Raw genomic sequence first — 15,919 nt, 5'->3', positions numbered from 1 at the left:
AAGGGGAGGGAACACATGTTTGTTGAGCTGATCGCGACCTTCATAGCCGGCATTGCCGCAGCGGGTCTTGTCATGCTCGTCAACCGAACATTGGGCGGGCGTCTGCCGCGCTGGTTCGCACCCGTGGCGGCGGGTGCGACGATGATCGCAGCGACGATTTACAACGAGTACGGCTGGTATGATCGCACAAGGGAGGCCTTGCCCGAAGGAGTTGTTGTGGCGCAAACGGCCGAAAGCAAGGCGCTCTACCGGCCCTGGACCTATCTCGTGCCGTTCGTCGAGCGGTTCGTTGCCGTCGACACCGCAACGCTCAGGGAGCATTCCGGGCAGCCGGGGTTGAAGCTGGCCGAAGTGTATTTCTTCGGGCGCTGGTCCGCCGTCAACAAGTTGCCGGTGCTCGCGGACTGTGCAGGGCTCAGGCGGGCCGCGCTCGCGGATGCGATCACCTTTGAAGACGACGGATCGGTAGACGGTGTGGCCTGGGTGAACGTATCCGCGGACGACCCGGTCCTCTCCACGATTTGCGGAGAAGCCTGATGTTTACGTCTCTCAGCCTGCGCCTGCGTATCTTCCTGTTTTTCCTTGGCGTCGCGGCAGCCTGTGCCGGGATTGTTTGCAGCGCGCTTTATCTGGGCTACCTCAGGGGCGGGGAAGAGGATGCAACCTCAGGCCTCGTTTTCTCCGGTGTCCTTTCCGTATTCGGTATTCTTGCGGTCACCACCGGGGTCTGGTTTCTATTCGACGAGAATGTCGCCAAACCGATCGAGCGTCTTGCGGCGGCGATGCGGGTGCGTGCCCACGCGGATGCGCAAACATCTCTGGACCTGCATCAGGCTCGGTATCTCGGCGACCTCGCGCCCGCCGTCGATGCCGTGACCGGCAAGCTGTCACAGATATCGGCCGATGTGGAAGAGCATCTGGCGGAGGAAACGGCCCGCCTGATGGCGGAAAAGGCGCATCTGGCGATTCTCCTGACGGAAATACCCGTCGCAATCGTCCTGGTCAGCCCGGCGCATCTGATCATGCTTTATGACGGTCAGGCGGCCGATCTTCTGGGGCAGGTGCATGTGCCCCGCCTAAGCGCCTCGATCTTCGATTATTTCAACGAAGAGGATCTTCGGGCGGCAAGCGCCAAGCTCACGGGCAAACGCAGCGAGGTTCTGGCCAAAGTGCGCTGCAGCCGGGGAAACCTGACTTTCGAACTGCGCCTGAAAAAACTCAGCCAGGCTTCCGGTTACATGATCCTCGTCGACCAGACCCACGCGCGCATCGACCCGCGGGCCGATCGGCCGCTGATCTACGATTTCGATTTCCGAGAACATGAAAGCGAACAGGCCATTGAAAACCGGCCGCTGCAGGACCTGACCTTTGTCGTGTTCGACACGGAGACCACCGGACTGACGCCTCACAAGGATGAAATCGTGCAGATCGGCGCGGTCCGCGTGATCAAGGGCCGGATTGTCGCCGGCGAGGAAATGGATCAGCTTGTCAATCCCGGCCGCAGCATTCCGATTGCCTCGACCAAAGTGCACGGTATCACCGACGACATGGTCGCGGACGCGCCGGATGCGGAGCAGGCTGTCGGCCGGTTCCATGATTTCTCCCGCGACGCGGTGCTTGTCGCCCACAATGCGCCGTTCGACATGGCCTTCATGCAGCGCTATGGAAAAGCGCTCGGCTTCAAGTGGGATCATCCCCTGCTCGACACGGTGCTGCTGTCGGCGGTTCTGTTCGGTGAGAATGAGACGCACACACTTGACGCAGTGTGCGAACGTCTGGGAGTTCACGTTCCCGAAGAGGCGCGCCACACGGCGCTTGGCGATGCCAAGGTCACCGCCGAGGCGCTTTGCAAGATGCTGCCTATCCTGGCTTCCAGAGGATATGGAACATTCGGTGAGGTCATCGAGCAGACCCGGAAGCATGGACGGCTCCTGAAGGACCTGAACTGATCTCGGAAAATTCCGCAGGTTGAAAGCGGTTCCCTGAAGACGGCTGTTTTCAGTTTTCTTCAGGCCGCGACTGTCGCGGATACTCCCGCAAGACGTCCGTCTATGCGCTCGCTGCGATAGTCGGACCAGTCATGGGGTGTGTTCGGATCGCCGTCGGCGTCTTCTTCCGGGCAAAGCGCGGTGAGTACATCACCGGTTACGTCCGAGCACCAGCCTTCGGACGGGTTGTATTCCAGAACAGCGCGTACATTCTCAAGCTGGCCGCTGCGGATGTCGTCGACGATCCTCTGGAAGGTCATGTCCTCCAGATCTGTTTCCGGGATGTAGAGGCATCCCTTCAACTCGCAAACCACCGAGAAGAACGAGAAATCAAGGTTCAGTGTCATTCATACCTCCAGCACATGGAGGCTGAGTCTATACGCGTTATGCGTACATTTCAACTTTTGTTATCGATTCGCTTAGGCGGTTGTGCGCGAAATGAGACTGCGATGCGGCGATCAGAGCGGTTTGAACACCATGACGACCTTGGCCTTGATCTTGACTTCCGTATGGTCGAAGTCCCCTTCACGGTAGACGATCGTGTCCTGGAATCTGGGGTCGTCGGATTCCGGCATCAATTCCGACTGTCCGTTCAGCCGGATGAGGCGTTTCGCCGTCCGTTCGATTGTCATGCCGTTATCGCGCGAGCGTTCGACCAGCACCAGATCGTTTTCTTTCAGCTCGATGCCGGCGGCAAGATAATCAACGCATAAAAGCAGATCTCCATTGGCCGCGACCCTGTTGAGGGATTCGCCACGTACCCTGACGACGAACTGTGCCTGGGGCGGAAAGCGGACATCGTAGGATATTGTTGATTCTTCGGCATTTTCCGTTTCGAACAATGCAGCCTCCATCCACAGTCCGGCTGCGACTTCGCCGACAATCGGAACGCCACTTGAGGGCAGTTCCGGAAGTTTGCGCCGGATCTCCGCGACCGTTCCGTCCGCCAGGTCCAGAACTTCCTCGCGTTTTATCGGCGGAGTTCCCTTGCCGGGAAGGACCGCAAGGAGCTTGCTGATGAAATTCGCCGGGAGCGCCCTGTCGCCATAGGCGGGGGAAAAATAACGCTGGATGGAGGAGGCCTGGGAATAGCCCATCTCGCGCGCGATTGCTCTTAAGGAAAGACCGGATCTGTCCTTCAGGGCGTGAAGCTTGTCGTGGAGGGTCTGCTCGCGATGTACCATGGTGGCCGCCGGGTGTTGTCTTTAGAGTACGCGACGTCACTATATGCGTACGCGTTGCCGTTGACAAGTGTACGTAATGCGCGTACGTATTTGTCGTGTTCAGATGAGCGTACGGGAGACTAGACGACGATGGCGAGGAGCCTGAAGAGCGAGATCGAGGAAGCGCGGGAACGGGTCGCGCAATGCCGGATCAGGGCGGAGCGGCCGCAGTCGCGGCTAGAAGACGAGTTTGCCCTTGAGAAGGCGCGCAACCGGCTGCTGACGCTGGAACTGAGGCTACTGAAGCAGGGGCTGGGGCACATGGGGGCGAGGCAGCAGCCCAGAGCCGAAGCATTCAACGGAAAAAGAACAAAGCCAGAACACTTGCCGCGAACCGCCCGGCAGCGGGCTGAAGAAGCATTTGCCGGACTTCAGGCCGGGGCAGGCTCGACCTGGCACGTTGCCAACAAAAAAGGAGGTGCTTGATGGTTTCGGGTGCGGAAGTGGACCGAGTTGCCGCCGAGTTTGGCATTCACTTCGTGAATTCCGCCAAACGCGCGGACGGCCGTCACCAGTCCAAGGCTCGAAGCACGTGTCGGGGGCTCTTGAAGAAACACGGTGCCGGACATTTGCGTCTGGTTCTGGGAATGATCAACACGGCCCATAACCGGGGCAACTGGTCGGCGCCAGTCATCACCGCGGTGTCCTGGCTGGTTCTGAACAAACCGGACTGGGTCGAGCGGGGCGATTTTCTCGACCTCTTCGACCGGCTGGATCTGGCGACGCTGATGGCAAGGGCCAAGGAATTGAACCCGTCGGCACCGACCATCACCCTGTCCGTGCTCTTGTCCTATGAACTCGACGGTCTTCTGAAGGCGCAAACGCAGGGGAAAGCCGCATGAAGACTATTGTCAAAAAGACTTATGTACCTAGTATGGGTTGCATCAATCACCGGCTGTATTTCCGTTTATCGTCAGAACGCTCTGCTTTTGCTGCGCCGAACGGTTTTACGACGGGATGGGGCGAATATTTCAGTCAGCTATTGAATTCAGGGGCAGAGAGATGCAGGCCTACCAGACAAAAGCACAGGTGTTCGCTTTCGAGCGCGGTGTGGAAGCCTTCCGGGAAGGCAAGTCGCTTGATGACAATCCCTATCCACCCAAGGCCGATTACCACGGCCTTTGGGACGAGGGATATCGAAAGGAGCGTCAGGCGCAGCAGGGATAGACCGGCTTGGCACGTTTCCGGTAATCTCACGCCGGCCTCTCTTTCGGAGGGCTGAGATGGGACCGGATACGCCTGAAGAGATGATGGGCCGGTTCGTCGAAGCCTTCGAAGTCATCGCGGCAACCGCCAAGGGCGACGGTCCGAAGACCGTTCTGGCGGCCTGGCCGGATTACCGCCGCAAGATCGCCCGCAGACGGCGGGTCTATTCTCCAGCGGCAATCGGCCGGGCGGAGGAAGCGCTCACCTGGTTTTCTCTGATCGAGGACACGGATTCGCGTCGGGCGCTGCAATTCGAGATCATGTGCAAGGCAGGTGGCGGAAAATTCAGCAAGGTCTGCGAGAGCTTTGGCTGGAAGCGTTCGACGGTCACCAGCCGTAACAAGGTTCTCTTGAAGAAACTGGCCTGCAGGCTGAAAGAAGCGGATTAAAAATCCGCGAAACGCTCCACCGCGCTCACCAACGACAAGCATCACCTGTACCTGTGGCAGGTGGTGTCTGTTCAGAAACGGTTCCTGCCTTCATCGAATGACCGACGCTGAGCGAGAAAGACCGTTGCGTTGAACGACAGACGCTCAACGCCCAGCCGAGAAAGCTTCTTGAGCCTCAACACCATTTTCGGTTTCCCTGTCTGACCCGTGGTTTGAGACCGGGCTGACCGCTGGACGGCGTCGTCAGTTCACGGATAAAACAGACGCTCTCAAGTTACAGTGGGTACATGTGCTAACCGGCGCGGCGGTCTGCGCTGCAACGACAGCTGCGCCTGACGATCGCTGCATGGCGAAACTGAGCGTCATGTCCGAAACGTTTCTTCGGCTCAAAGCACACTTCCCGACATGAAAGAGGAATCCATGCCTGATGAGGACGACGCGGCCGATGTCCTGAAATGGCCGACGGCGAACGCGCGGCAAAAGGCATGCGCGGCGTTTTGCGCGCATATCGCGGCCGGGTACTCGATCGAGAGTTTTCCCGATGCCGACCGCAAGACCATTCGCTATTACGCCGAGCAGTTCCCTGAGGATTTCCCACCCGAGAAGCTGGAGACAGCGGCGCGGCGCGGGCTCATGGAATGGGAGCGGATCGGCAAGGAGGGGGCGCGGGGCGATCTTGCGAAGTTCAACGCCAGCGCCTGGGCCTTCAACATGAAGAACCGGGCCGGCTGGCGCGACCGGTCGGAGGCCGAGGCCCATGGAATCCGGGGAGGCATCTGGGGCGGGGCGGAGGAGGGTGCAAAAGTTGAAACATTCAAGCCGCGCAGCTCTCAGGAAATTGCCCTGGGGGTCATGGCGCTGCTGACGCGCGAGGATAATAATTCGAATGACAACGGCTCTGGAGACACTGATTGAGCGCATCGACGGACTTGCGGCACCCGAGCGGGTGGATTTGCAAAGGAGGCTCGACGCGGCCGGCGTCCTGGATCAGTTCGAGGTCTGGCGGCCTCAGCCCGGGCCGCAGACGGAGGGCTATTTTTCCAAGGCCGACCTGACCCTTTATGGCGGGGCGGCGGGTGGCGGCAAGACGGACCTGATCGCCGGGCTGGCGCTGTTTGCCCATCACAAGGCGGCCATATTCCGCCAGTCCCTGAAGTCGCTCAAAGGGCTGATCGAGCGCATGAACGCGCTGATGCAGAAGGCTAGTCTGGGCAAGATCACCGGCGCTCCGCCGCGCTGGGTGGGCCCGGACGAACGGCTGATCGAGTTCGGACACCTGGGACTGCCTGGGGCGGAAGAGGACTGGCAGGGGCGCGATCACGATCTCAAGGCATTTGACGAGGGCGCGCAGATGGACCCGCGCAAGATCCTATTCGTGCTCGGCTGGCTGCGCTCGGCGCGGCAGGACCAACGCTGCCGGGGGCTGATCGCCACAAACCCGCCGCTGGGCGGGCAGGGGGATTTCCTGATCGAGTGGTTCGCGCCCTGGCTCGATCCGCTGCATCCCCTTTATGGCACCGTCAAGCCGGGAGACCTGCTCTGGGCCGTCTTCATCGACGATGGCGATGCGGTGCGCACGGTCTGGGTGGACGGGCCGGAGCCTGTCGAGGTGGAGGGCGATGTCAGGACGCCGAAAAGCCGGACCTTCATTCCGGCGAAGCGCCAGGACAACGCATATCTGGGCGAAGCCTACGATGCCCAGCTCGACCAGATGCCGGAGCCGCTGCGCACAGCCTTGAAGACCGGCGACTTTCAGGCGGCACGCCGGGATCACGACTGGCAGGTCATCCCCTCCGACTGGGTGGAGCGTGCCTTTCAGCGCTTTGACGACGGCGTCGACAGGGACCTGCCCATGGATGTGCTGGCGGTTGATGTCGCCCAGGGTGGCAAGGATCGGACGGTGCTGCAGCCCCTTCACGGAAGGCGGTTCGAGCAGAACATCGTGCGCAAGGGGGCGGATACAAGAGATGGGGCAGACGTCGGCGCGCTGATCGTTCAGGAGCGGCGGGACAATGCGCTGATCGTGGTCGACTGCACCGGCGGCTGGGGTGGCGACACGGTCGGGTTTCTCTCCCGGGAAAACGGGTTGCCGGTCGAAAAATGCGTCTTTTCCGCCCAATCGGGGGAGACGGCGAAGGACAGCCGGATCCCCTTCTACAATCTGCGCGCCCAGCTTTACTGGCGCCTGCGCGAGGCGCTTCATCCGAAGAGCGGGCAGGGCCTTGCGATCAAGCGCTCGGCGACGGTCAAGGCGCAGTTGACGGCGCACCGCTGGAAGATCAAGGGCGGCAGGATCCTGATTGAAAGCAAGGAAGACATCAAGGACCGCCTAGGCTCGTCACCGGACGAGGCGGACGCAATCGTCGAGGCATTGGGATGGAAGGACAAGGCTGCCGCCAGGCAGATTTCGAGAAGCCGGGCCGGAACGCGCGCGGCGGAGCTGGACGATCCGCTCGCCGGCTTCTGATCAAGGATCTATGCGTGCGCGACGCGAGCTATATCGCGGCCAATATGCGCGATCAGGATTACCGGGAAATCGCCTGTCTCTGGAAGGACTGGGATACGCGGCTTCTCGGGATCTGCGCGCTGGAAACAGCGGTGCCGGGCATGGTGTGGTCGGTCTGGTACGAGGGCGAGCCGGCGGCGGCCTATGGTTTCAGCCGGGCGGCGGCCTTCGACCCGGATCACTGGCAGGCCTGGGCTTATGGTACGGATCGGTTCAGGCGGTGCGTGCCGCTGATCACGCGGCATCTGAAGAGCCTCAGGCCCCTGATCGAACGGGAGTGTCGGCGCTTGCAGGTGATTACCCATGCAGAGCATGACATCTCCCATAACTGGATCGAGGCGTTCGGCGGGCGGAAGGAAGGGGTGTTGCGCTCCTACGGCCGGTGCGGAGAGGATTTTTACGTTTATGCCTGGGTGCGGAACGAACCGTCTTGCTGACTGTTTGTCAGGGGTGTGTCATCGCCCGCGTATGGCGCATGAGATACATCTGACAGGAGAGGGCAGGAGACTGTCCTGGAGACCGGTTGGATTGCCCAAGGTTGAGACCTAAATCACAGTCGTGCCCACAGTGTAGGTTATAGATCTCCGGGGGCAATTTCGTTTCAGTTCCCCTTTTCGGAGTTTTTGGATGAGTTTTGTTCTCGGTCAAATGACGCAGCCTTTTGGCGGCAATATCTCGCAGCTTCGGGCGATTATCCTGGCCGACTACCGGGCCACGGAGGCCAATCTCGGCTTTCATGCGGGCCGGCTTTCGAATGGCTTCAAGCTTCTGCTTCTAAAATCGCCACCCCGGCCGGACGATTTCGAATTTCAGGGCACGACGCTCCGGTCCGGAGGGCGCTTCGGTCTGCCGGCGGCAACTTACGCCGAAGATGCAAAGCGCGAGGCCGTGCACGACAGTATTATGAGCGAACGCGGGGCGGCGGGATACCGGGCGTTACAGGAGCACGTGCTGGGGGTATCGTCGTTCACCGGACCGGACAGGTTCGTGAAAGTCATGCCCGATACCCGGCATGACGGCGCGATGAGTCCCGCGGATCAATATCCGATGGGCGGCGGTTTCCTGCAGTGGGACCTGAAGAAGCCCGGTCTGCCGTTTCTCTACGCGGCGAATTTTCGTCCGGACGGTACGGTGATCACGGAGAAGGAAACGTTCCAGCTCAACAGCGGAAAATTCCTGGCCGACTATCCGCAGCGCCAGAAGTTGCAGAAGTTTCTGCAGACGGTGTGATCCATGTGGGTCAGGGGGTGAGCGCGGCCGGCACCGTTCACTGACCCGAGTGCGATCATGAAATCGATGCCGGTTCATGGCGCGCTGTGCGGAATTATTTCCCTGGTTTTATCGGCAGTCTGAGATTGCTCCTGTGGTGAGAGGCTGGCGCTCGATCCGGGTGAGGGCGGAGGCTATCGTTGATTAGCGCGATATGTTGACGACCCAAACGGATGGTCGTGGCTCCGCCTTGGCCAACTTGACCAATACGTCAGATGTGATTGGGCCGGAGGCCATCCACTCCTTGAAAATAGAGCTTTTCCAATCTCTCAATCCATGGTAGTGGGATTTGGAACATATAGAGAACAAGCTTGGTGCCTGAGCCTCCAGCTCGTTTGTCTCGATTGGAAAAGGCGCAAGAGCTTGCGCGGTGAGCGAGTTCATGCGGGAGAAGTCAATTAAGTGACTGTGCAATTCCAATTGTCTGGGTGCGATACCCGAACAGGAGCCCGTCAGGTCCTGTCATCGAAGCTTCAGGCCATACGGGCCGGCGAAATGTGAATGGGGAAGATAAAAAGGCTTTATATCCATGGAAGTACTTGTTGCTCTTACAATTATTATTTTGCTTTTGGCGAGATCATATATCAATGTCTACCTTTACCGGCAGGATAAAAAATCTTTATTAAACAATGTGTCTCAGTTTGTTATTTTGTTTTCTACATTATTTTTTCTTGTTTCTATCATTGGTCTAGTCGTGTTGAGAGAGTCTTTTCAAGTTTATCACGCATTTTTATATAATAAAATTTACTATATCCCAATATCTATATTTGGGTTGGACTTGTTATTTAATCTAATTCAGCTGGCTCGTGTTTCGGTTTATAAGTTTACGGCAAAAATTCGCTTTCTGCGGGCTGTTTCACTGTTGACTGTTGGCGTGATATGGTCCGTGGGGGTGATTGCAGCTTTCTCTCCGAAGTGAGTGCCCGATACTCCAAGACCAACCTCAACCGATAGGCTCCAAACGCGCAATCAGATGGATTCCTGTCAAATACGGCTGGTATTTGTACCCTTTCCGATCATCCAGACTCATTTGACCGTAACGGATTGACCTCTGGCGAGGCGGTTTGTGCGCTTTGCGCGGCCCTCCTCAAGCGCAACCCAACGACGTCTGGCATCAATTCCGTCCAGCCCTTAAGCAATCTTCCTTGAATGATGCCTTTCTGAAGGCGGTTGGCTCAAAACGGCTCACCGCCAGCGAAGCGACGCTTGCGCGAGACAGTGCTCGCCAAAAACTCGATCCACTAAGTAACGAAAGCGCATGAGCTGACCTTCGCCGCGCGAACCGAAATCGATGCCTGAACCAACTTCTGGAAAGGGAGTGAAGAATGGAAAAGATTGAACTGAGAATTAACGATGCCCCTTTGGGGTATGGACACCTCTATATTGTTTACACCAACCGGCAGGGAGAGGAATTCATCGTCCGGGGAGGACCGGGCTTCCGGCTGGTGTTGGACGATATCGACGTTGAAATCGGTCGATATACGCCCGCTTCCCTCGATTTGGAGCCGCCTGATGAACGTTCGCCGGAGAACAATGTCGTGCTGGAAACAGGGGCGGATCTGGAGGACAAATATCTCCGGATGGCTTTTTTCGCGCAGTTGGTCGAGCAAGCCGAGGTCGGCTACGATACCCTCGCGGCGGCAAACAGCGACAGTTCCGACTTGATCGTGAACAGCAACACGCTGGCAGCGGCGGCCCTGGCTTCCGTCGGTATTAAGGTCACCAAAGAGAACCTACCGGCGTCGGAAAAACATCGTCCGGCCGCGGGCTTTGATAACATTGAAGCCTTCCGGGCGCCATTTGTTGACTTTCTGTCAAAGACTTACAACGTCGACGCGTCTCAAGAACATATATTCAGGCCGGTCTACGAGAAATTGCAGTCCGATTATGTGGATCGGTACCGGGGCAGGGTCTCGGAAATTTCTAATTTCACCCATGGTCACGGCGAACCGGACTATCCGAGGCCGTTTCTTCATGGCATCGACTGGCGCGCGACGGAAAAGCACCTACGCGAACGCTACAAAGACGACCCGGCGCTTCACGATATCCTGGGTAAACTGGTCATGGCGAGAGAGATCCCCGATGCCTGGGAGGTGGAGTTTCTCCAGAAATACGGCGACGACGTTGTCTTTGGAAACAGTCCCGACGGACTAAGCGTGACGAGGGGGAGTTTCAAGAGATCCCTTCCTTCCGGGCCGGAACGTCAACCACCGAGAGGTCCGCAGAAGTCGGGCCTGAGCGAAGTTCCGGACCAGCGGGTTTTGGCCGAAACCGAAATTGCAGATGTTTCGATTTCCTCAGAGCCGGCAGATGTCGTTGCAGCTTCAAACGGAATGGATCTTGGAACAAATCACGAACATGCTGCCCGAAAAAGCTCATACGACACCTTCAAGAAGCTGGGCCGGTCGCCGGAGGAAGAGGCACTTGGGATTGAGGAATACAACGCGCTCCTTAAGAAGAGCTATCTGGATCTGGGCGGGGACGAGGAGGCGGCGCAGATGCTGGCGCCGGAACTCTTCAAGATGAACTGGGGCCTGTCGGCATTCGCGCCGGATCCGGAAGGCACGGTGATCAAGGACCCGGTCGAGAAAGTCTACCCGGATCTTGAGAAGGATGGGCACGGGTATGTACGACGGGAGGTCGAGACGTTTTTGAAAAGCCGGGGCCTCCAGACCAAGAAATGGTATTTGACGCCGAGCGCCAGAACCAGCTCGGATGCCAGGAAGGGCTTGCTCGACAACGACGGATACGGCCCGCGCATGACTCTGATTCTGGAAGACGAGACAGGCGCGCGGAGCGAGGTGACAGCCAGTTTCCAGGCGGATACGGCCAGCGCCCGTCGGCGGCAGCTTGCTGCGCGTTGGCAGGCGGACCGGGAGGATGCGCTGCGTTTCGGCATCGAAGTGCCGGACGAACCGGTGGAGGCGGCGCGGGTTAGGTTGGCAATGCCTGTACCCGCGCCTGAGCCGCGCCGGCAATCGGTTCCGGCCGGGAGTGGAGGCGCAATCGAATGAATGCGCCGGAAAGCGCCAAACAGAGATGGCGAGTGAAGCGATTGAGCAGGCATTGTTTTTTGGAAAATCCTGTCTGAACAAGGATTTGAGATCTTTCCGCCCGATGGACGCTTCGTCAAAACGGGGCTAAAACAGGTCCTATCACGGTACCTTGGAGAAATGCGGCCGACACAACGCCGCCGGATGTTCTGACGTCCCCTGGTTTTCTTCAAACAAGATGTAAATAGCCATTTCCGGGGTCCTGTCCTTTCGGGAAACGTCCGGCTTTGACCGTGGCCATCTTCAAAACCTGATTTTCAATATCCAGAGAGGTCAAACTCATGTGCTTTTTCGGAGGCGGCTCGAAGCAGTCTGAGCCTGAACCAACACCGCCGCCACCGCGCGAACCCGATCCGCAGCGGCAGGCGAGCAACCTGCAGCAGAACGAGCGCCGCCGCCGGGCGGCGGCCTATAGCACACGGGCAACGACACATACCAGTCCATTGGGCGTTTCCGACCATGGAAGCGCGTCCAGGCCCGGTGTGACGCTTCTGGGGCGGGCCTGACGCCATGGGTATTGTTGACGATCTGAAGACGGAGCTGCAGACAGCGAAGTCCGACCGCCAGTGGTATGAGACCGACTGGCAGGACTATGTGACCTACACGGCGCCTGACATGGAGCGGGCTTTCAACCGGCCGGGCGGGATCACCGCCATGGACGGTATGAGCGCATTCCGGCACTCGGCGGCGCGGGAGCGCTCGCGCAAGCTTTACGATCCGACGGCGGTCTGGCTGCTCGACCGGCTTGCCTCCGGCGTCGGGTCCCTGACCATGCCGGAAGGTTTCAACTGGCACGGTATCGGTTTCGGCGATCCGTTCGCACCGCCGCCAAGTCAGGCGGACGAAGAGTTTTTCGAGCTGGTGCGCGATCATCTTTTCCGGCTGCGCTCGTCCGCACGTTCCGGCTTCGCGCTTGCCAACCGGTCACGGCTCCTGTCGACGGTCAAGCTCGGCACAGGCGTGCTGTTCCCCCTGGAGAACGAAGACAATCTGGCCGATATCCGCACGCCGGTCCATTACCGCTATGTTCCGCTCTATGAGGTCTATCTGATCGTGGACGGGCAGGGGGGCGACTGCGGTTTCTTCCGGGTACGCACCCTCAAGGCCTGGCAGGCGGTGAAGGAATTTGGCGACAAGGTTTCGCAACAGGTTCGGGAAGACGCCCAGGATCCGAAACGCAAGACCAACGAGCATGTGTTCGTGCATGCCTGCTTCGCGCGCGACGGTGGCTATGCGGATGCGGCGGACATCCGGAAATCGCGCTACGAGAGCATCCATTTCGAGGAGGAAAGCAAGCATATCTGCAAGCGTGGCGGGTTCTTCGAATACCCGCTGGTGATCAGCCGCTGGGATCGGGACGGCTTGTCGCCCTATGGCTCGCCGCCGCAGGCGAAACTCATGAGCGACATCAAGAGCCTGCAAAGCCTGGCGCGTGACGGGTTGATCGCCAGCTCCCAGGCGGTGCGCCCGCCGATTGCCACCCATTCCCAGGAGCGGCAGCTCGATCTCAATCCGGGGCGCACCAATCCGGGGCTGATCGACGAGCAGGGGAGACCCTTGTTCCGCCCGATGATCGATACGGTCAATCCGGGCGCGGCGGATGCCCAGATCGAAAACATCCGTGAAAAGCTGCGGGTTGGGCTTTATGGCGACCTGTGGCAGACGCTTCTGGAAGGCAATGGCCGGACGGCAACGGAGGCCAACATCCGGCGCAAGGAAATGGCCGACATGATCGGACCTTTTTCCACCAACATCATGGCCGGTAACGAGAACCTGTTCGAGCGGGAAATCGGTATTCTGGGCCGCCGGGGAGCTTTTCAGCCCGGTTCGCCTCTGGCGCCGCCGGAAAGCCTCGCGGACAAGGATGTGACGCTGATCCCGACCGCGCCAATCGACCAGATGCGGGAGGCGGGCCATTTCGAGGCGATCATGGGCTTCCAGGAGTATCTGGGCATTGCCGCCGGTGCGGATCCGACGCTTCTGGATCTGCACGACCGGGAAGAGGAATACGACCTGACGCGGCGGTCGCTCGGCCTGCCGGCGAAACTCAAGCGGCGGCCGGAAGAGGTAGAGGAATTGCGCCGGCAACGCGCCGACGAGGCGGAGCGGAAAACGCAGTTCGCGGCGGCGGAAAGCATCGCGCGTATGGCCAAGGACGGCGCGCCGCTGGTGAAAACCCTGAGTGAGGAGGGCGGTCTTGACGGTCTGGTCCAGCCTTAGGCGCATCACGTCGCGGCGGCGCGAGAGAGCGGCGGCGATCGAACGGGCCTACCGGTCCGTTTTTTTGTGTCCGGAGGGGGAAGTGGTTCTGGCGGATCTGGCGGCCGAATGCGGCCTCTACCAGGCGCCGCCCATCGGGCTCGGACCGCGTGAAAGCGGCTATCTGGACGGGCGGAAGGCGCTTTTTGCCCGCATTCTCGCAATGATCCGCATCTCACCGGAAGAACATGCCGCGCTCCAGGAAGCCGCGCGCCTGGAAACCCTGCCTGACATCGAGCCGGAAGAGGATTTTTAGACCATGGAAGACATCATCGAAGCAGGCCCGGACAGCCAGAAACTCGGAGAACCGGACGCCGGAATGCAGGAAACCGGCTTTTTGGAAAGCCTCAGCGACGATAACCGCGCCCTTGCGGCCGAACATGGCTGGCGGGACGCGGGCAGTGTCGTAGAGGGATATCGTGCCCTTCAAGCCGATCTCGACGGGTCCCTGAAAGTGCCGGACGAGGCAGCGGGGGCGGAAGAAAAGTCGGCGTTTTATCGAGACGTTTCAAAGAGCTGGACGCCGAAGGAGGGGTACCGGTTCAAGATGCCGGAGGCCTTGCCGGAGAGTTTTCCCTACGACCAGGCTTTTGCACGGGAGGCTGGCGAATGGTTCCAGGAGGCCGGGCTTCACCCGGAGGCGGCGCAAAAGCTCCATGACAAGTGGGTCGGCAAGATGGCCGAGCAATTCGCGGCCCAGGAAGACACCTCCGCCACTGTTGCCCGACAGCAGGTTGAAAAGGCGGAAGCCGCGCATCAGGCGCTGGTCAGGGAATACGGGCCGCCGGAGAGCGACGGCTATCAGAACGTTGTGGCAAAGGCCGACCGGGCGATGAGCGGACTTAAGGCGTCCGGGGTCGATCTTTCGGATTGGTTTGCGGACAAGGGGGCGCTGTCGCAGGCCGACGCCAACGGGCTGCGACAGGTGGCCGACCCGACGGCGGTGAAACTACTCGCCTTCATTCACGACAGTGCCTTCGCCGAGGACGGGCTTTCCGGTCTTGCGGACGCCGGCGGCGGGGCGAACCCGTTCGATCGGGACGCGCCCGATCTCAAGGTTCAGTCGGAGCTACTGGAACGCAATCCGGCGCGGGCGCGGCAATTGATCCTGGCGGCGGGGCGGAAGCCGGGTCTGTTTGGGGTTTAAAGGGGAGGAGTGTTCTCCGGAAGGGGGGAGTTGTCATCATGAGATGAATTGAAGATTTTCCAGATCTCACTTTATAGTTGATTTTAGAACATAAAGGGAACAATCTGAAGGCGACGGAAACGGGAAATCGGAGTTCATTGGTGAAATCAGCAAAACCAATCGGCGTTATCTTCGCGAGCCTCCTCGCGGCCTGCACCTCACATCAAGACCACGTCGCAACGGGAGCGCAGAATACCAAGGCGCGGGACTCTTGCGATCCGGGAACGGTGATCGAACGACTTGAGAATGAGATGAAGACCGGTCTTGGCGGTTCCGGCCGTGAAAAGATGTCTCTGTTGTACGATGCGTATTTTCAAATAATGAAAAAATGCAACAAGGTTCAGGACGTGGATTTTGTTGTCAAACAGGAATGGGGGGATAAAAGAACCGCCAAATTCTTAGGTTTTCCTTCCCTCAACCCTTATTATTACACCCAGAAAAAGTCTTGGGCTGGCGGGCTCTGCCTTAGCCGGGAAGGCAGGGAGAGTGGGTTGCTCGGGGCGCCGAAATGGTACTGCGAAAAGGGTGGTTGGACTGACGAAATCTAAATAGGGTTGTGGTATGAACCTTGGGAAAAAGCATACGATACGCATTGGTGAGTTTAAACTATTTGGCGTTGCTTCTCATATTGTTATCACCGGTCACGATGAGGTGGGCAAGCAGATCTGGGAAATCAACGGACTTGCGACCGGTAAAGACGGAATTACGAAATCAATCGGATTGAATAGCCCCTAGATTTGTAGACGCCTTCTTCCCTAATTTTGAGGCAAGGAGGCCATGATGGGCACGAGCAATTTCAGTGACGATTTCAAGCGGGACGCGGTGGCTCAAATCACCGAG

Annotated in this window: 19 protein-coding genes; 17 read left to right on the top strand and 2 right to left on the bottom strand. The window is 59.0% G+C overall.

Annotated features, from left to right (window positions below; all coding sequences use genetic code 11):
- The first annotated feature begins 15 nt into the window (after positions 1-15).
- Both JF539_RS24170 and JF539_RS24165 read left to right on the top strand, forming a co-directional pair.
- Positions 16-537, top strand: a complete 522-nt coding sequence (locus JF539_RS24170) for a hypothetical protein (protein ID WP_207143338.1) — start codon at positions 16-18, stop codon at positions 535-537.
- Entirely contained in the window at positions 537-1,949 is a 1,413-nt protein-coding gene (locus tag JF539_RS24165; protein WP_207143337.1) for a 3'-5' exonuclease, read from the top strand. The genes JF539_RS24170 and JF539_RS24165 overlap by 1 nt, the downstream gene beginning before the upstream one ends.
- A 59-nt stretch (positions 1,950-2,008) precedes the next feature.
- On the opposite strand, the gene JF539_RS24160 is transcribed toward JF539_RS24165, so the two are convergent.
- Both JF539_RS24160 and JF539_RS24155 read right to left on the bottom strand, forming a co-directional pair.
- Positions 2,009-2,335, bottom strand: a complete 327-nt coding sequence (locus tag JF539_RS24160; RefSeq protein ID WP_207143336.1) for a hypothetical protein — start codon at positions 2,333-2,335, stop codon at positions 2,009-2,011.
- A gap of 111 nt (positions 2,336-2,446) precedes the next feature.
- Positions 2,447-3,172 carry a LexA family protein gene (locus JF539_RS24155; protein WP_207143335.1) on the bottom strand — a complete coding sequence of 242 codons (726 nt, stop codon included), beginning with the start codon at positions 3,170-3,172 and terminating at the stop codon, positions 2,447-2,449.
- Between the two features lie 129 nt (positions 3,173-3,301).
- Between JF539_RS24155 and JF539_RS24150 the strand changes: the two genes are divergently transcribed.
- The 15 genes from JF539_RS24150 (at position 3,302) to JF539_RS24080 (ending at position 15,627) form a co-directional block, all read left to right on the top strand.
- Complete coding sequence (locus JF539_RS24150) at positions 3,302-3,637, top strand: hypothetical protein (protein WP_207143333.1); 336 nt, start codon at positions 3,302-3,304, stop codon at positions 3,635-3,637.
- Positions 3,637-4,053, top strand: a complete 417-nt coding sequence (locus JF539_RS24145; RefSeq protein WP_207143331.1) for a hypothetical protein — start codon at positions 3,637-3,639, stop codon at positions 4,051-4,053. Before JF539_RS24150 ends, JF539_RS24145 begins: the two co-directional genes overlap by 1 nt.
- A gap of 160 nt (positions 4,054-4,213) precedes the next feature.
- Entirely contained in the window at positions 4,214-4,378 is a 165-nt protein-coding gene (locus tag JF539_RS24140) for a ribosome modulation factor (protein WP_207143330.1), read from the top strand.
- Between the two features lie 56 nt (positions 4,379-4,434).
- The gene (locus tag JF539_RS24135; RefSeq protein WP_207143329.1) at positions 4,435-4,806 is read left to right on the top strand and encodes a DUF6362 family protein; all 372 of its coding nucleotides are present in this window, start codon (positions 4,435-4,437) and stop codon (positions 4,804-4,806) included.
- A gap of 420 nt (positions 4,807-5,226) precedes the next feature.
- Entirely contained in the window at positions 5,227-5,721 is a 495-nt protein-coding gene (locus JF539_RS24130) for a hypothetical protein (RefSeq protein WP_207143328.1), read from the top strand.
- Complete coding sequence (locus JF539_RS24125) at positions 5,693-7,273, top strand: hypothetical protein (RefSeq protein ID WP_207143327.1); 1,581 nt, start codon at positions 5,693-5,695, stop codon at positions 7,271-7,273. Before JF539_RS24130 ends, JF539_RS24125 begins: the two co-directional genes overlap by 29 nt.
- 14 nt (positions 7,274-7,287) lie before the next feature.
- Complete coding sequence (locus JF539_RS24120) at positions 7,288-7,749, top strand: hypothetical protein (protein WP_207143326.1); 462 nt, start codon at positions 7,288-7,290, stop codon at positions 7,747-7,749.
- Positions 7,750-7,939: 190 nt separating this feature from the next.
- Positions 7,940-8,542: a hypothetical protein gene (locus JF539_RS24115; RefSeq protein WP_207143325.1), complete on the top strand. Its 603-nt coding sequence runs from the start codon at positions 7,940-7,942 to the stop codon at positions 8,540-8,542.
- Positions 8,543-9,110: 568 nt separating this feature from the next.
- The gene (locus tag JF539_RS24110; protein WP_207143324.1) at positions 9,111-9,500 is read left to right on the top strand and encodes a hypothetical protein; all 390 of its coding nucleotides are present in this window, start codon (positions 9,111-9,113) and stop codon (positions 9,498-9,500) included.
- A gap of 406 nt (positions 9,501-9,906) precedes the next feature.
- Entirely contained in the window at positions 9,907-11,595 is a 1,689-nt protein-coding gene (locus JF539_RS24105) for a hypothetical protein (RefSeq protein ID WP_207143323.1), read from the top strand.
- A 320-nt stretch (positions 11,596-11,915) separates the two neighbouring features.
- Positions 11,916-12,140: a hypothetical protein gene (locus tag JF539_RS24100; RefSeq protein WP_207143322.1), complete on the top strand. Its 225-nt coding sequence runs from the start codon at positions 11,916-11,918 to the stop codon at positions 12,138-12,140.
- Between the two features lie 4 nt (positions 12,141-12,144).
- Positions 12,145-13,854 carry a portal protein gene (locus JF539_RS24095; RefSeq protein ID WP_207143321.1) on the top strand — a complete coding sequence of 570 codons (1,710 nt, stop codon included), beginning with the start codon at positions 12,145-12,147 and terminating at the stop codon, positions 13,852-13,854.
- Positions 13,832-14,149 (top strand): hypothetical protein, encoded by a 318-nt coding sequence (locus tag JF539_RS24090; RefSeq protein ID WP_207143320.1) that lies wholly within the window; start codon positions 13,832-13,834, stop codon positions 14,147-14,149. Before JF539_RS24095 ends, JF539_RS24090 begins: the two co-directional genes overlap by 23 nt.
- Before the next feature lie 3 nt (positions 14,150-14,152).
- Entirely contained in the window at positions 14,153-15,040 is an 888-nt protein-coding gene (locus tag JF539_RS24085; protein WP_207143319.1) for a hypothetical protein, read from the top strand.
- A 140-nt stretch (positions 15,041-15,180) separates the two neighbouring features.
- Entirely contained in the window at positions 15,181-15,627 is a 447-nt protein-coding gene (locus JF539_RS24080; protein WP_207143318.1) for a hypothetical protein, read from the top strand.
- Positions 15,628-15,919: the final 292 nt, after the last annotated feature.

Source organism: Roseibium aggregatum, from assembly GCF_017309185.1.
Classification (GTDB): Bacteria; Pseudomonadota; Alphaproteobacteria; order Rhizobiales; family Stappiaceae; genus Roseibium; species Roseibium aggregatum_B.
This window is presented reverse-complemented; position numbering and strand designations above follow the sequence as displayed.

Excerpts from the sequence above, each read along its gene's own strand:
- JF539_RS24140 (WP_207143330.1), top strand. The coding sequence starts at position 4,214 with ATGCAGGCCTACCAGACAAAAGCACAGGTGTTCGCTTTCGAGCGCGGT.
- JF539_RS24170 (WP_207143338.1), top strand. The coding sequence starts at position 16 with ATGTTTGTTGAGCTGATCGCGACCTTCATAGCCGGCATTGCCGCAGCG.
- JF539_RS24095 (WP_207143321.1), top strand. The coding sequence starts at position 12,145 with ATGGGTATTGTTGACGATCTGAAGACGGAGCTGCAGACAGCGAAGTCC.
- JF539_RS24145 (WP_207143331.1), top strand. The coding sequence starts at position 3,637 with ATGGTTTCGGGTGCGGAAGTGGACCGAGTTGCCGCCGAGTTTGGCATT.
- JF539_RS24085 (WP_207143319.1), top strand. The coding sequence starts at position 14,153 with ATGGAAGACATCATCGAAGCAGGCCCGGACAGCCAGAAACTCGGAGAA.
- JF539_RS24100 (WP_207143322.1), top strand. The coding sequence starts at position 11,916 with ATGTGCTTTTTCGGAGGCGGCTCGAAGCAGTCTGAGCCTGAACCAACA.
- JF539_RS24110 (WP_207143324.1), top strand. The coding sequence starts at position 9,111 with ATGGAAGTACTTGTTGCTCTTACAATTATTATTTTGCTTTTGGCGAGA.
- JF539_RS24105 (WP_207143323.1), top strand. The coding sequence starts at position 9,907 with ATGGAAAAGATTGAACTGAGAATTAACGATGCCCCTTTGGGGTATGGA.
- JF539_RS24115 (WP_207143325.1), top strand. The coding sequence starts at position 7,940 with ATGAGTTTTGTTCTCGGTCAAATGACGCAGCCTTTTGGCGGCAATATC.
- JF539_RS24155 (WP_207143335.1), bottom strand. The coding sequence starts at position 3,172 with ATGGTACATCGCGAGCAGACCCTCCACGACAAGCTTCACGCCCTGAAG.
- JF539_RS24165 (WP_207143337.1), top strand. The coding sequence starts at position 537 with ATGTTTACGTCTCTCAGCCTGCGCCTGCGTATCTTCCTGTTTTTCCTT.
- JF539_RS24160 (WP_207143336.1), bottom strand. The coding sequence starts at position 2,335 with ATGACACTGAACCTTGATTTCTCGTTCTTCTCGGTGGTTTGCGAGTTG.
- JF539_RS24150 (WP_207143333.1), top strand. The coding sequence starts at position 3,302 with ATGGCGAGGAGCCTGAAGAGCGAGATCGAGGAAGCGCGGGAACGGGTC.
- JF539_RS24130 (WP_207143328.1), top strand. The coding sequence starts at position 5,227 with ATGCCTGATGAGGACGACGCGGCCGATGTCCTGAAATGGCCGACGGCG.
- JF539_RS24125 (WP_207143327.1), top strand. The coding sequence starts at position 5,693 with ATGACAACGGCTCTGGAGACACTGATTGAGCGCATCGACGGACTTGCG.
- JF539_RS24135 (WP_207143329.1), top strand. The coding sequence starts at position 4,435 with ATGGGACCGGATACGCCTGAAGAGATGATGGGCCGGTTCGTCGAAGCC.